Here is a 14,217-nt window from a genome sequence, read left to right as displayed (position 1 = left end):
ACCGCCAGGGGCGAGTAGCGGCTCCCGGGAAGGTCTGCTTTCGGGTGGACCTACTGCCAGGGGTGACTACTGCTCCCCAGATATCAGGGACATGAGCTCGCAGGCGTCGCGCGCGATTACGGTCGCGCCGGCGTCTGCGAGCTGCTTTATGCTGCGGAAGCCCCAGCAGACGGCGAGACAGGGGAGACCCGCGTTAGCGCTCGTGGCGACGTCCACCTCGGAGTCGCCCACGTAGGCGGCACGACCTTCGGCGGCGTCGCGTGCGGCCTCCTCGCCCATCAGGGAGAGCGCGAGGTCGACCATGTCACGGGCGGGCTTCTTGGCAACGCCCTCACGCACGCCCACGGCGACGTCGAAGGCATCCGGGAAGTGCTTGGCCACGAGGCTCGCCACTGCGTAGTCTGTCTTGTTGGAGACCACGGAGATGTGCCTGCCCTCCGCGCGAAGGCGCCCGAGGAGTTCGGGAATGCCGGGGTAGGGGTGCGTGTGGTCGTCACAGTGGACGGCGTAGAACGAGTCGAACTCCGCCTGCATCGTGTCGATCATGTCCGCAGGCGTGCCCCTGGGCACCGAGTTCTCGATGAGGCGGCGGATGCCATTGCCAACATATGCGCGCGTCTCAGCGAGGGTCTGCTCGGGCAGGCCTGCCCAGGTGAGCGTGTGGTTGATGGCGAGGTGAAGGTCCTCGAGCGTGTCGAGGAGTGTGCCGTCGAGGTCGAAGACGACGGTGCTGTAACCGGTCATGTGCTGCCTTTCGTCGTGTCTCGCCCTATCGTAGCGCGCCGCGCGGGCAAGGGTCGCGCGGGCGAGGCATGCTCCGCGCCGCCGAGTCCGCGTCCTCCCTGAGTTTCAGGAACGTAACAACTGCGAAGCGTCCCGATAGCGCTGCTATTATCTATTGATGGCTAAGTTCGCGCGTGAACGCCGCCGGTGCGCATGCGCGAGACCGCATCCTGCATGGTGAGAGCCGAGGAGGCAACCTTGACGGAGAGAGACATCACAAGCAGGCGAGACGCTCTACGCGCGGCAGAGGAGGAGGCGGCGAAGACATTCGCCGGCATCGACCTGCCGGAGAGCCTTCGCGACAACCTCGAGCTGTTTCTGCGCCTTCTGCGCGAGGTCCTGAGCGAGTACTCGCCCGAGCTGCGTTCCACGTTCGACGAGGTCCTCGCAGACCTCATCGCCGCAGACGAGGTTGGCGTGGTCAGCGCCACCGGCGCGTCCACCGAGGACGAGAATTTCCAGGCCGCCTACGAGCTCATGCGCGGCCTCACCGTCGAGCAGCAGACCATGCTCACGCGCGCCCTCACCGCCTACTTCCATCTCGCGAACCTATCCGAGGAGAACTTCCGCGTCCAGACGCTGCACGAGCGCGAGCGCGAGGTCTCCCTCGACTCGGAGACCGACGAGTCCAACGCGCTCGCCATGGCCTACCACCAGCTTGTGGAAGAGGCCGGCGAGCAGCATGCCAACGAGCTTCTCGCGCGCCTCGAGTTCCATCCCGTGTTCACCGCGCACCCCACCGAGGCTCGCCGCAAGGCCGTCGAGGGCAAGATTCGTCGTCTTTCCCGCCTGCTCGAGCAGCATCCGCATCTGGGTGGCTCGGACCTCGCGGAGAACGAGCGCCACATGCTCCAGGAGATCGACGCGCTGCTGCGCACGAGCTCCATCGCGCTCAAGAAGCCCACGCCCGTCGAAGAGGCAGACACGATCATCGACATCTTCGACAACACCCTGTTCGACATGGTGCCGCAGGTCTACCGCCGCTTCGACGACTGGGTGCTCGGCGACAACGCCGGCAAGGTCCAGCCCTTCTGCCCGGCGTTCTTCCACCCCGGCTCCTGGATCGGTTCTGATCGCGACGGTAACCCCAACGTCACGGCCAAGGTGAGCCGCCAGGTCGCCGCCAAGTTCTTCACGCACATGGTGGCCACGCTCGAGGACAAGTGCCGCCGCGTGGGCCGCAACCTCACGCTCGACGTCGACCACACCAAGCCCTCCGCCGAGCTCGTGAACCTGTGGAACCACCAGGTCGAGATGAGCGAGAAGCTCACGGCCCGCGCCGAGCTCATCAGCGAGTCCGAGCTGCACCGTGCCGTTATGCTCGTCATGGCGGATCGCCTGAAGGCCACGATCGTGCGTAACTCCGATACGATGTACCACTCCTGTGACGAGTTCCTCGAGGATCTGCGCATCGTCCAGCGCTCGCTCATTGCCGGTGGCGCCACCCGAGCCGCCTACGGCCCGGTTCAGACGCTCATCTGGCAGACGGAGACGTTCGGCTTCCACATGGTGGAGATGGAGTTCCGTCAGCACTCGCTCGTTCACAGCCGCGCGCTTGCGGACATCAAGAAGCATGGTCGCAATGGCGAGAATGGCCCGCTCGACCCCATGACGCGCGAAGTGCTTGACACGTTCCGTGCGCTGGGTTCCATCCAGAAGCGCTACGGTGCCAAGATGGCCCGTCGCTACATTATCTCGTTCACGAAGAGTGCCCAGAACGTCGCCGACGTTTACGAGCTCAACCGCATCGCCTTTGCTCATGCCGAGGACGTGCCCACCATCGACGTCATCCCGCTGTTCGAGCAGCTCGAGGACCTCGAGAACTGCGTGGACGTGCTCGACGGCATGCTCAAGCTTCCGGACGTCCAGACGCGCCTCGCGGCAACGAACCGCCGCATGGAGGTCATGCTCGGCTACTCTGACTCCTCGAAGGATGCCGGCCCCACCACCGCCACGCTCGCGCTGCACTCTGCGCAGGAGCGCATCGCCCAGTGGGCTCGTCGCAACCATATCGACCTCGTGCTCATGCACGGCCGCGGTGGTGCCGTGGGCCGTGGAGGCGGCCCGGCCAACCGTGCCGTGCTCGCCCAGCCCGCGGGTTCGGTCAACTGCTTCTTCAAGCTCACGGAGCAGGGCGAGGTCATCTTTGCGCGCTACGGCAACCCCGTGCTCGCCCAGCGCCACCTCGAGAGCGTTGCCGGCGCCACGCTCCTTCAGAGCGCCCCGTCCGTCGAGAAGACGAACACCGAGATGACCAAGAAGTACGCGGATATGGCTGCCGAGCTCTATGGCGCGAGCCATGACCACTTCGTCGAGCTGCTGAACACGCCGGACTTCACGCCGTGGTTCTCCACCGTGACGCCGCTCGTCGAAATTGGCCTCCTACCGATCGGCTCGCGTCCCGCAAAGCGTGGCCTGGGCGCCAAGTCGCTCGATGACCTGCGCACGATCCCCTGGGTCTTCAGCTGGAGCCAGGCGCGCATTAACCTTGCTGCCTGGTACGGATTGGGCACGGCGTGCGAGAAGCTCGGAAACCTCGATCTTCTGCGTGCCGCCTACAAGGAGTGGCCGCTGTTCACGACGTTCATCGATAACATCGAGATGTCCATAGCCAAGACCGACGGACGCATCGCCCGCCACTACCTGGCCCTGGGCGACCGCGATGACCTCGCCGAGATGGTTATGGACGAGATGGCGCTTACGCGCAAGTGGACGCTTGCCATTGTGGGAGACGAGTGGCCGCTGCAGCACCGCCGCGTGCTTGGTCAGGCCATTCGCGTGCGCAACCCCTACGTGGACGCCCTGTCCATCTCCCAGGTGCGTGCCCTCACGGCCCTGCGCGAGCACGAGGAAGAGCTCACCGCCAAGGAGCGCGACGCTTACATCAAGCTCATTCTCTCCGCCGTCGCCGGAGTCTCCGCGGGTCTGCAGAACACCGGGTGATGTTCGCTCTGTAGCTCAATCGCAACAATGCCTGCCGGTAGCACTCGCTGCCAGCGGGTGACAAAGGGACAGTCCCTTTGTCAACTTTTCAGGCCTGCCTCGCGTTTCTTGCGTGGGGCAGGCTTTTTTGTCGGCGAGTTTTCAATTTGGGCCATTTGTCCCAAACCGTGGCTCGCAAGGGGCCTTATGGGCATGTGATTGTGCCTTCCTGGGAATCAGAATCCTAGGTGAGAGGGATATGGGCGTTGTGTTCGTGGCATCGCTTTAATCTGTCAAACCTGTAGGCAGGGAGGCAAGTATGGGGCTCGAGAGCGTCAACTACCAGTGTCCGGCGTGCGGGGGTCCGTTGCGCTATGACGGCGGCAAGGGCAAGCTCGTCTGTGACCATTGCGATTCCGAGTTCGAGGTTGCGCAGATCGAGGCCATGTTCGCCAACGCCGAGGCCAAGGCGGAGGAGCGGGCGGCGGGTGCTAGCGCCCAGACGCTTGACGGCGGTTATGTCTGCGCGTCGTGTGGCGCCCAGCTCATGACTGACGGCACCGTTGCCGTCTCTCGTTGCCCCTACTGTGGCAACCAGACCATGCAGGCAGCCACCTTTACGGGTGACTTCAAGCCTGACCTCGTCATTCCCTTCAAGCTTGATCACAAGGCTGCCGTCGCCGCCCTTGACGAGCACTACAAGGGCAAGATTCTCCTCCCGCGCGAGTTCAAGACGGGCAACCATATCGACGAGGTCCAGGGTGTCTACGTGCCCTTCTGGCTCTACGACTCCAACGCCAACGGTAGCGCCACGTTTGAGGCAACCAATACCCGCAGCTATATGCGCGGTGACGACGAGATCATCGAAACTGACCACTACACCTGCGAGCGCTCTGGCTCCATGGCCTTCACGCTCATTCCCGTCGATGGTTCCACGCGTATGCCTGACGGCCACATGGATTCCATCGAGCCGTATGACTACCAGTCTCTGGTTACCTATTCTTCTGCCTACCTTCCTGGCTTCCTGGCGAATCGCTGGGACGAGGACGTCGATGCGTGCCGCTGCCGCGCGGAGCATCGCGTCACCAAGAGCGTCGAGAACGCCCTTGGCGAGACCGTGACCGGTTATGCCACGGTCGACTGCACGTCTTCTAACGTCGACTGCGGCTGGCATGACGAGAGGTGCGCCCTGTTTCCCGTGTGGATGCTGAGCACGAACTGGGAGGGGCAGAACTTCCTGTTTGCGATGAATGGTCAGACCGGTCGCCTCGTGGGCGATCTTCCCATCTCCAAGCCCAAGCTCATCGCTATCTGCGCCGTTGTCTTCGCCGTGCTCTTCGGTGGGTTGTGGGTCGGCATGGACGGCGCCTCCGTCATGGAGTCCGATAACCCGCTTTGGGGCCTTGCGATGATCGTCCTCATTCCCGTCATCATCACCGTCATCGTCGGTGCTGTCCTCGTGGGGCAGATGAAGAGCGCGATTGAGGCTGGTCAGGCGGATAACTACCTCGACCGGAGCACCTTCCAGCTTGCCTCCCAGAGCGATACCTACACGCACACCACGACGCAGGTCATCCACCACGAGAAGAAGAAGTAGCAGCAGCGTCTTTGCGACGCGCATTCGATCGGCTCCAGCACGTACATAACGGCCGTGCCCCGAGGGGCGCGCCAACCGGCTCCACCACGTTCGCCACTTCGAGAAAGGAAACACCATGGGACTTCTTAAGGCTGGTATCGGTGCGGCATCTGGCGTTCTTGCCGACCAGTGGCGCGAGTACTTCTACTGTGAGGCCCTCGATGCTGACACGCTCGCCGCGAAGGGCCAGAAGCGCACGGGTAACCGCAGCAGTAACAAGCATGGCGAGGAGAACATCATCTCTGACGGCTCGATCGTCGCCGTGGCTGATGGCCAGTGCATGATCATCGTCGAGGACGGCGCCATCGTCGACGTCTGCTCCGAGCCGGGTAAGTTCGTCTACGACACTGGCACCGAACCCTCCGTATTCACGGGTAATCTCGGCGAGAACATCAAGAGGAGCTTCCAAGAAGTCGGCAAGCGTTTCTCCTTCGGCGGTGACACTGGCAAGGACCAGCGCATCTACTACTTCAACACCAAGGAGATCATCGGCAACAAGTACGGTACCGCAAGCCCCGTGCCGTTCCGCGTCGTTGACAACAAGATTGGTCTCGACGTCGACATCACGGTCCGCTGCAACGGCGAGTACTCCTATAAGATCGTCGACCCGCTGATGTTCTACAAGAACGTCTGCGGCAACGTCGACACCGTCTATACGCGTGATCTGATCGACTCGCAGCTCAAGAGCGAGCTGCTGACGGCGCTCCAGCCCGCCTTCGCGCGTATCTCCGAGATGGGCATTCGCTACAGCGCGGTGCCGGCTCACACCAAGGAGCTTGCTGCCGCCCTCAACGAGGAGCTCAGCTACGAGTGGCGCGATCGCCGTGGCATCGAGGTTGCTGCCTTTGGCGTCAACACGATCAGTGCCCCTGAGGACCAGGAGCAGATGATTCGTGACCTCCAGAGGGCTGCCGTCATGGCCAACCCGACTATGGCCGCCGCAAACATCGCTGCCGCCCAGAGCGACGCCATGCGCACCGCTGCGGCGAACCCCGCCGGTGCCGCCATGGGCTTCATGGGCATGGGCATGGCGGGCGGCATGGGCGGCATGAACGCCGCGCAGCTGTTTGCCCAGGGTCAGCAGCAGGCGACCCAGATGCCGGCTCAGCAGGCCCCCGCTCAGGCAGCTCCCGGCATGGCGGGCGCGGCTGTCGCCGCCGGTGGTGCTCCTGCCGGTTCCTGGACCTGCTCGTGCGGTGCCACCAACACGGGTAACTTCTGCCCGACGTGCGGCTCTCCCAAACCCGCTCCAGCTGCCTCCCAGGCTCCCGCCGAGTGGTACTGCCCATCCTGCGGCACGAAGAACTCCGGCAACTTCTGCATGAGCTGCGGTACGCCGAAACCGTAGCGGCATAAGCGTCTGCTTTGGGCGCGGGGCGTTCGTACCTCCCTTCCGCACCCGCGCCCGGGCAGGCGCCGAGAGACGACTAGCAAAGCAAGCGGGAGAAAGGACAAGACATGAAGAAGACGGCGAACCTCTGGCGGAGGATGCTCGTTGGCATCGCGCTCGTGCTCACCATGTGCCTCGCCCTTGTGGGCTGCGGCGGCGGTGGTGGCTCCGCTGAGTCCAAGCTTATCGGCTACTGGGAGCTTTCCGGCGGCACACTCGAAGGCGAAGAGCTCGATGACGAGTTTATCCAGATGATGAAGGACTGGGATGCTCACATGATCATCCACTTCGCCGAGGACGGAAAGTGCGAGGTGGACATGTTCGGCGACGTCTACGATGCCACATGGGACGCCAAGGCCAAGACCATGGAATGGGAGGGAGAGACCGTCGAGTTCAAGCTTGATGGCGACACCCTGAGCATCGTTGACGGATCGGATCACATCGAGTTCAAGAAGGGCAACTCGACCGACCTTGCTTCCTTCATCGAGACCGATCGCTCCAATATGACTCGCAGCGGCATCGATTCCACCACGGACCCTGACGTCGAACCTGCCATGGTTCCCCTCGATCCCGTCCAGACCATCGCTGATGACGAGTGGATCACCGCCACGGTCGACGCGAAGTACGCTGACGAGTACGGCTACGTTGGTCTTGTCATTTCCGTCAGGAACAACTCCAACGAGAACGTCACGCTTTATTCGCCCACCGGCATGAACTACGTCGACAACGTCGAGCACGAGGCCTGGTTCAGCTGCAGCCTGACGCCCGGAGAGACCATGACCACCGAGCTCTACTACGACGGCATCACCTCTGTGGATCAGCTCGTCAACATCACCCTCAACCTCGGCCTTTACTATACCGAGTCCTATGACGACATCTGCAGCTATAGTACCGTCGTCATGTAACTCTTCGTGCGATAGCCGTCCGTTCGTGAGCTAAGTCATGAACGAGGGGCCGGGACGCTTCGAGTGTCCCGGCCCCATTTCTATGCGCTGGCGACGCGGTGCCGGCTCCTAGCGGTGTCGGCTCCTACTTGTCGCCGATGCGCGGGACGATGGAACCTTCCGCCACGGCATGCACGGCAAGGCGGAGGATGTTGTCATAGCCCGTCTTGGCGAGGATCTCTCCGATGCGGCGCTTGACCGTGCCTTCGCTCATGAAGAGCTCACTGGCGATCTCCTTGCGGCTCTTGGCCTCGCAGACGAGGCGGAGAATCTGGATCTCCTCATCCGTGAGGGCCGCGCTTCCAGAGAAGACGGAATCCGGAGCCTTGGGGAAGGTCGAGTAGCCGGAGTCCGTAGAGCGCATCACGGAGAGTAGTTCCGAGATGCCAACGTTCTTGTACACGAAGCTGTCGACCCCGGCGTCACGCGCCTGCTCGACGAAGGTGATGTCCGGCATGCCCGTCATGATGACGACGCGCGTCTTGGGGGAGTCACGCTTGATGCGCTTGGCGGCCACTATGCCGCTTGAGTCATTCTCGGTGCAGACGTCCATGAGGGCGAGGTCGACGCCGCCCCTGGCAACGAAGCCAGGTGCCTCGGCGGCATCTGCGAGCGAGGTGACGACATGCATGTCTGGCTGGGAATCGATGGTGGAGACGAGGCTTTCCCTGAGCATCGCCTGGTCTTCGACGATCAGCACGCCAATGGTTTCCATGCGATCACCTCTCGGGAATGCCGACATTGATAACGAAGGGGGATTTGCTCGCGATTTCGAGGAACCCGCCGAGGGACTCGACGGCGCGCCTCATGCCCGCGATGCCTGTGCCGCTCGTGATGTCCGCGTTCTTTGCCATGCCGTCGCCGTCATCATGCGCGACGAGCGTGACATAGCGGGCTCCGTGCGATGCCTCTTTGCGCCCAAGCTGGATTTCGACCGTGTGGGCATGTCCGTGCTTGCAGGCGTTGGTTGCCGTCTCGCGGATGACGTCGACGAGTGTCGCCGCCACCCGAGGGTTTGTGGGCAGCTCGCCTGTGACCTCGATCTCTACGCCCACGAGGGCGAACGCGGAGACGACGGCGGCGAGGGCGGTGCTGGCATCCCCGGTATCCCCGCGCAGGTCATTCATGACCGTGGCGATGAGCTCCTTGAGCTCTGCGACGGAGGTGTCGTCGATGCGCTGTTCCTCGAGATACCGGTGGATAATGGAGAGACGCTGGCCAACGACGTCATGGACGCGGGCTCGCATCTTTAGGTGCGCCTCTCCCTCGGCGACGAGGCCGACGAGCGACATCTGCTCCCGAATGGCCTCGGTTGCATCTTTGAGGTCGAGGTTTGCCCGCCAGAGATTGCGATTGGCAAGGGCGAGGTCGGTCACGTCGAGTGCGAGTGTCATTTGCCTCTCGTCGTTCTCTAATATCTCCCTAGTGAAGAGCTTGTATGTATCGTTGGGAAGGCGAATGAGGAGCTTCTCGTTTCCCTCGTCTGAAAGCAGCGGGATTCCCTGCAAATTCGCGATGGTGCGAAGGGGCTCCGCAATGCGGTCGAGGCGCTCCCACATGTCACTAAGGTCTCCAAGGTCGGTCGGGAGATCGAGAATGCCGAGCGTATCTCGCATGGTGTTGTTCATAAGCGCGAAAGCTGATCTGTGTTCTGTGGCGAGGATGCCCACCGGAATGACGTTGACGGTCTCGATGACGGAGAGCTTCGAGAGCTTTTCCGTGCGACGGATGGCATCGACGCAGATCGCCGCGGTGGTCCTGAAGAGGAAGTACGCCACGTCAAGAATCGCGACGATGGTCCAACTTGGGCCGAGAAGCCTGAGCGCGGGTGGCGTGCAGAGCGCCATGAACGTTATCTCCGGAATCATCACCGGATGTTTCAGGTAGATGCAAAAGGCGATGCCGTATACCACGGTGATGACATTGCCCCAGAGGAAGTGGCCCCATTGGGACGCGAGGATCGTGTCCGCCGCGAAGGTGCCTGTGTTCGAGAGGACGCCAATCATGTAGTCCGCTGCGAGGAAGAGGTGGTTCGCGACGCCTATCTCGTAGAAGAGGCCGATGAGGGCGAGGCGGCGGTTGCGTCCGGCTGCGGTGAGGGGGACGTGGACGAGCTGGAGGCAGCAGCTGATGAAGCTACCCACGAAGAGAAGAAGCAGGGATGTCTCGTTGAAGACGCCGGGCATCATGCGTCACCTCCCAAGCGGACCCTCGCGACGAGCCTGAGCTCGCCGGCGTCACCGGAAAGGACGAAGATCACGTCGCGCGCCTCGAGGGTGCGCTCGAGCTCGACCGCCTGGGATCGAGCCAGGAGGTTGTCATCATCGTCAGACTCGAGCACCGCGCGGAGTTCCGCCGTTCCGTCGGGGCGAGTGCCAAGGTGATAGAGCAGGCTGGGCTTCTTCGTGTCGAGCGCAACGAAGGCGAAGTCATAGATGCAGTCATAGAGCGTGCTCATCTCGCTCGTGGCGAGGGCATGGGGAAGATCGACGGCGGCGGCGCAGTCGATGCCGACCGCGCGAAGGTCGCTCGCGAGCTCGTTGGCGATGAGGACGATGCGGTCTCGGTTGAGCTCGGGGTCCTCGCTGGTCGAAAGGACAAGGGAGCCTTTGCGCTTGCTATAAGCGACGAGCATGCGCGCCCGTTCGACCTCGCGCCGGCGTTCCTCGTCGTGGCCGGGGCCCTCCGGAAGCGTATCCAGGATTCTCGCCGCTCGCGAGAGGGACGTGGCGAGAGCCGCCTCAATCTCATCGACGAGCTTGCGCTCTGCCTCTACGCCGGCGAGGGCCTTGGTAACCTGTACTTGGGCGCCAAGCACCTTGCTGTCGCGGAGGAGCTCCGCGTGGACCTGCTCGAGCTCGGCATGGACATGGTCGAGACCGCTGACGTCCTGCGCGAGAATTGCGGCCCCGCCCGAAATGGGCCAGACCCTCGTGACCTCGTGCTCGCCCGTTCGTATGGAGATGGCCTCGTCACCCTTGTTCTTGGCGAGCTCTTCGAGCAGGTGGCGGATGGTGTCGCGCCGGACGGACTCCGCCTTACTTGTGGCGAGGTAGGTTTTGCCGTCGAGGTCGACGATGCGCAGGTCAAGGGGGATCTTTGCAAAGGATTTATCGAACCTGACCATGGACGGAATGAGCCCGAGGTCGAGTGAGAGTTCGAGGGCCGTCACTACGAGCGAGGCGTAGACGAGCGAGAAGTTGAGGCGCATTGCGAAGGGGAGACGGAACACGTAACAGAGCATGTAGAGAACGCCAACCAGAAAGACGCCCACAATGATGGCGATGAATGTGCGGAGGTGCTTTCGCGACGCGCGGGCGAGGCAGACGAAGAAGCCGGCGTAGCAGAGGACGTTCCAGATCATGAAGAGCCAGTAGCCGCCGCGGTACTCATACTCACCCACTACGCCCGGGTTAGGCGAGTCGAACGAGAAGACGAGCTGATGGAGGTTGTTGGAGAAGACGAGCACGATGAGGGCGCAGGCGAGGGCGATGAGGCCGTTTTTGATGTCGCGGGCGGCGGGGGAGCGGTCGAGGCCCGTGGCGCGCCCGCCAATCAGTAGGGTGAGCAGCGGGATGACCGTCATGGGGACGTAGTAGAAGTACCAGCAGAAAATGCCGAGCCAGAGGCTGTGCGTCTTCCACTTGATGATGGCGTCGAGCATCCAAAATACGAGGAAGATCGCGATGCCAGCGAGGTAGATGCGGTTCTTGCGGTCGAGGCAACGGAGATAGGCGGAGACTCCCCAGAGCGAGAAGGCCGAACTCGCGATGCGCATGTGGACCGCACGGTCTCCCATCCACCTGAACCAGACGTTGCCCTGCGGAATCGGGGGAATGGGCGGCCCCGCAAAGGCCATAGCGGCGATGACAAGGGCGAGGAACACGACGGCAATCGCGCCGCAGACGACGAAAACCCTGCGCTTGCGGGCTAGGTTTCTTGCCGACTTGATTGGACTGGCCATCGTCACCTCCCCCCGGCGAGACTCATGCATCTCCGGTACTTCTAGGATACGCGACCGTGGGTGGGTCACGTGTCCCAAGCTCGCCATTCTCGGCGCGCGGGCAGACAGGTGGGCGTGCGGGTGCGTGCGGGCGGCCGGGCGCTTGCGTGGGTGGGCGTGCGGGTGCGTGCGGGCGGACGGGCGCTTGCTCTCTCTTTTACTCCTCGCGCCAAAGAATCTTCTCGTTAACGAAATCGAGTAGGTGGGGAACACGCATGCGGACAAGGCCATAGCCCGCGGCCTCGATGACGCGCTCGCGAATAAGGCTTGCGCGGTATTTGCTTGCCCATGCGCTTGAACGCTCACATCGCCGAGCGATATCCGCCAGGCGCGACGGCCCTTCCTCGTCCCGGGCCATTGCCTCAATGAAGAGACGCTGTGGACTTCTGAGCCCGTAGTAAACAGGTGCACAAACTGCATCAAAGAAGGCCTCGCGAGCGTCGCGAACACCAAGCTCGACATCAACGGGTTCGATCGTGTCGGATCCACGTTTGTCCGCGGATCGCCACATGTAGTAGCCGACGAGTTGAACAAGGTAAGGATGGCCGCCGGAATGACGTGCGGCGAGCATGGCAGCATCGAAGCCGATTTCCTTGCCCGCGCGGTTGACGGCTTCGACGTACGAATCCCTGACGTCGGGAATCATGACGTCGCCAAGGCGCTCTTTCTGTGCGCGACGCAAGAAGGTAAGGACCTTATTGTCGAGCAGGTCATCCACGGAGGAGGGAAGTGCAGCGAAAACCATGGCGATGCCGCGCTTCTGGTCATCCGGCAGCGGGCTCATATCCTGGTCTGCGATGACGTGTTGCAAGGTGGTGGCGAGGGTGACCATGTCTTGCTCCGACGCCGCTTGTGCCTCGTCGACGGTGAAGACAATGCCGCGACCGGGCTCCATTTCTGCGAGTCGAGCGTTGATGGCATCGCGTAGCGTGAGGGCACGCTCCTCGGGCGCTGTGATGGAAAGGTTGCCGAGACTTGCGCTGACGACACCCCCGATGCTCACTGAAGGACTGATTGAGGCGGCGTCTACCCTTGCCTTCCTGGGGGAGAGGGCTTGGAGGAGACGGTCGCACATGCCTCGTGAGGCTGTTTCCGGGAGAACCGTCCATCCACGCGCAATGGCCTCACGGCGAAGTTCGCCAAGCATGACGGTCTTGCCATAGCCTCGGTTTCCGCTGATGAGCATGAGCCTCCCCGGTGCGCCTGCGCCATTTTCGAGGCCTTCGACGAATTCGTCGATTACGCCTTGGCGCCCGACAAGGACCGGGGGCATCTTGCCTGCCGTAGGTTTGAAGGGGTTCGTAGCCACCGCGTCTCCTTCGGTGCGATGCTGGGCGGTTTGTTCGTCGCCCGTCTGATTGAGCTTTACTAACTTATACCAACTTATACCGAATTATACCAAGGCTACGAAGGTCCTCAGCACCTTAGTGATTAAGGAGGAGGATGGCTTGGAGCTTACGGTTTTCGAAAGCTAGCCTGTATTGATCATCCAAGCTATGCGATATGTTGCCCGCCTCGCGCGTGCGCTGGGCGGGCAATTTATGTCTCTGCCGTCTGGCGATTGCCTGCGGGCGTGAGTCGCCTGCTCCTGTACACTCAATAAGATTATGTAAATCACTCGCCTATGCCCATGGGGATGAGCGTGGCTTACGAGGGGAGAGACATGGAAGATACCGAGAAGGACGCGCGCGAGCGTGAAGTCCGCGTCATCGAGGTCAAACAGAGCGTGTTCGCGAGCAACGGCCGCGCGGCGGACGCTCTCCGCGACGAGCTCCGTGCTCGCAAGACCTTCCTGCTCAACTTGATGAGCAGCCCCGGCTCGGGCAAGACCACAACGCTCGCACGCACCATCGAGGTCCTTGCCGGCGACCTTTCCATCGGCGTCATGGAGGCGGACATCGACTCAGACGTCGACGCACGCGCCATGGCCGCGACGGGTGTCACGGCGATCCAGCTCCATACAGGTGGCATGTGCCACCTCGACGCCGCTATGTGCCGCCAGGGCCTCGCGGAGCTCGAGGCCGCTGCCGAGGCCGCGGACACGGCTCCCCTCGACCTCGCGATTCTCGAGAACGTGGGCAACCTCGTGTGCCCGGCGGAGTTCGATACGGGTGCGAGCGTGAACGTCGCGATCCTCTCCGTGCCGGAGGGCGACGACAAGCCCCTCAAGTATCCGCTGATGTTCGAGGTCTGCGACGTCGTCCTTGTCAACAAGATGGACGTGGCGCCGTACTTCGACTTCGACCTCGCACGCTGCGAGGAGAACGTGCGCCTGCGAAACCCCGGCGCTAAGGTCATCCCGATGAGCGCCAAGACGGGGGAGGGCACAGGCGCGTGGACGGCATGGCTGCGCGCCGCCGTCGCCGCGTGGAAGACCGGCACGTTCGAGAAGGCCACGCCGGCCAACAGCGAGGCCCCGCACTATCCAGGCGAGTAGCGGCGGGCTACGTCATCCGCCGCGTCCGCCGCGCGCCATGCGGGAAGCGCACGCCCGGCTCCCCGCCTCCGCGCACGCCCACGTCCATCCGTACGCCTGTGC

Annotated in this window: 10 protein-coding genes; 5 read left to right on the top strand and 5 right to left on the bottom strand. The window is 62.8% G+C overall.

Features of this window, described 5'->3' with window-relative positions; translation table 11 throughout:
- Positions 1 to 66 precede the first annotated feature (66 nt).
- Complete coding sequence (locus ACTQ1Z_RS04065) at positions 67 to 744, bottom strand: HAD family hydrolase (protein WP_441858951.1); 678 nt, start codon at positions 742 to 744, stop codon at positions 67 to 69.
- A 213-nt stretch (positions 745 to 957) separates the two neighbouring features.
- Here ACTQ1Z_RS04065 and ACTQ1Z_RS04060 point away from each other — a divergent pair, with 213 nt between their 5' ends.
- The 4 genes from ACTQ1Z_RS04060 (at position 958) to ACTQ1Z_RS04045 (ending at position 7,636) form a co-directional block, all read left to right on the top strand.
- Positions 958 to 3,726, top strand: a complete 2,769-nt coding sequence (locus ACTQ1Z_RS04060) for a phosphoenolpyruvate carboxylase (RefSeq protein WP_441859000.1) — start codon at positions 958 to 960, stop codon at positions 3,724 to 3,726.
- 298 nt (positions 3,727 to 4,024) lie between these two features.
- A complete protein-coding gene (locus tag ACTQ1Z_RS04055; protein ID WP_441858949.1) occupies positions 4,025 to 5,302 on the top strand; it encodes a hypothetical protein in 1,278 nt (425 codons plus the stop codon).
- A gap of 115 nt (positions 5,303 to 5,417) precedes the next feature.
- Positions 5,418 to 6,689 carry an SPFH domain-containing protein gene (locus tag ACTQ1Z_RS04050; RefSeq protein WP_441858947.1) on the top strand — a complete coding sequence of 424 codons (1,272 nt, stop codon included), beginning with the start codon at positions 5,418 to 5,420 and terminating at the stop codon, positions 6,687 to 6,689.
- A 110-nt stretch (positions 6,690 to 6,799) separates the two neighbouring features.
- The gene (locus tag ACTQ1Z_RS04045; protein WP_441858945.1) at positions 6,800 to 7,636 is read left to right on the top strand and encodes a hypothetical protein; all 837 of its coding nucleotides are present in this window, start codon (positions 6,800 to 6,802) and stop codon (positions 7,634 to 7,636) included.
- 124 nt (positions 7,637 to 7,760) lie between these two features.
- On the opposite strand, the gene ACTQ1Z_RS04040 is transcribed toward ACTQ1Z_RS04045, so the two are convergent.
- The 4 genes from ACTQ1Z_RS04040 to ACTQ1Z_RS04025 all read right to left on the bottom strand — a co-directional run bounded on the left by ACTQ1Z_RS04040 (position 7,761) and on the right by ACTQ1Z_RS04025 (position 12,951).
- The gene (locus tag ACTQ1Z_RS04040) at positions 7,761 to 8,390 is read right to left on the bottom strand and encodes a response regulator transcription factor (protein WP_441858943.1); all 630 of its coding nucleotides are present in this window, start codon (positions 8,388 to 8,390) and stop codon (positions 7,761 to 7,763) included.
- A 4-nt stretch (positions 8,391 to 8,394) separates the two neighbouring features.
- A complete protein-coding gene (locus tag ACTQ1Z_RS04035; RefSeq protein WP_441858941.1) occupies positions 8,395 to 9,864 on the bottom strand; it encodes a sensor histidine kinase in 1,470 nt (489 codons plus the stop codon).
- Positions 9,861 to 11,639 (bottom strand): histidine kinase N-terminal 7TM domain-containing protein, encoded by a 1,779-nt coding sequence (locus ACTQ1Z_RS04030; protein WP_441858939.1) that lies wholly within the window; start codon positions 11,637 to 11,639, stop codon positions 9,861 to 9,863. The genes ACTQ1Z_RS04035 and ACTQ1Z_RS04030 overlap by 4 nt, the downstream gene beginning before the upstream one ends.
- Before the next feature lie 196 nt (positions 11,640 to 11,835).
- Positions 11,836 to 12,951, bottom strand: a complete 1,116-nt coding sequence (locus ACTQ1Z_RS04025; RefSeq protein ID WP_320679598.1) for an ATP-binding protein — start codon at positions 12,949 to 12,951, stop codon at positions 11,836 to 11,838.
- 390 nt (positions 12,952 to 13,341) lie between these two features.
- Between ACTQ1Z_RS04025 and hypB the strand changes: the two genes are divergently transcribed.
- Positions 13,342 to 14,115, top strand: coding sequence for a hydrogenase nickel incorporation protein HypB (gene hypB, locus ACTQ1Z_RS04020; RefSeq protein ID WP_441858937.1), 774 nt, complete (start codon positions 13,342 to 13,344; stop codon positions 14,113 to 14,115).
- The last annotated feature ends 102 nt before the right edge of the window (positions 14,116 to 14,217 follow it).

This window comes from Parolsenella sp. LCP21S3_E11 (genome assembly GCF_052118165.1).
Lineage (GTDB): Bacteria > Actinomycetota > Coriobacteriia > Coriobacteriales > Atopobiaceae > Parolsenella.
This window is presented reverse-complemented; position numbering and strand designations above follow the sequence as displayed.

Bases quoted from the DNA above. Each gene is read 5' to 3' on its own strand.
- ACTQ1Z_RS04065 (WP_441858951.1), bottom strand. From the start codon at position 744: ATGACCGGTTACAGCACCGTCGTCTTCGACCTCGACGGCACACTCCTC.
- ACTQ1Z_RS04060 (WP_441859000.1), top strand. From the start codon at position 958: ATGGTGAGAGCCGAGGAGGCAACCTTGACGGAGAGAGACATCACAAGC.
- ACTQ1Z_RS04055 (WP_441858949.1), top strand. From the start codon at position 4,025: ATGGGGCTCGAGAGCGTCAACTACCAGTGTCCGGCGTGCGGGGGTCCG.
- ACTQ1Z_RS04050 (WP_441858947.1), top strand. From the start codon at position 5,418: ATGGGACTTCTTAAGGCTGGTATCGGTGCGGCATCTGGCGTTCTTGCC.
- ACTQ1Z_RS04045 (WP_441858945.1), top strand. From the start codon at position 6,800: ATGAAGAAGACGGCGAACCTCTGGCGGAGGATGCTCGTTGGCATCGCG.
- ACTQ1Z_RS04040 (WP_441858943.1), bottom strand. From the start codon at position 8,390: ATGGAAACCATTGGCGTGCTGATCGTCGAAGACCAGGCGATGCTCAGG.
- ACTQ1Z_RS04035 (WP_441858941.1), bottom strand. From the start codon at position 9,864: ATGATGCCCGGCGTCTTCAACGAGACATCCCTGCTTCTTCTCTTCGTG.
- ACTQ1Z_RS04030 (WP_441858939.1), bottom strand. From the start codon at position 11,639: ATGGCCAGTCCAATCAAGTCGGCAAGAAACCTAGCCCGCAAGCGCAGG.
- ACTQ1Z_RS04025 (WP_320679598.1), bottom strand. From the start codon at position 12,951: ATGCCCCCGGTCCTTGTCGGGCGCCAAGGCGTAATCGACGAATTCGTC.
- hypB (WP_441858937.1), top strand. From the start codon at position 13,342: ATGGAAGATACCGAGAAGGACGCGCGCGAGCGTGAAGTCCGCGTCATC.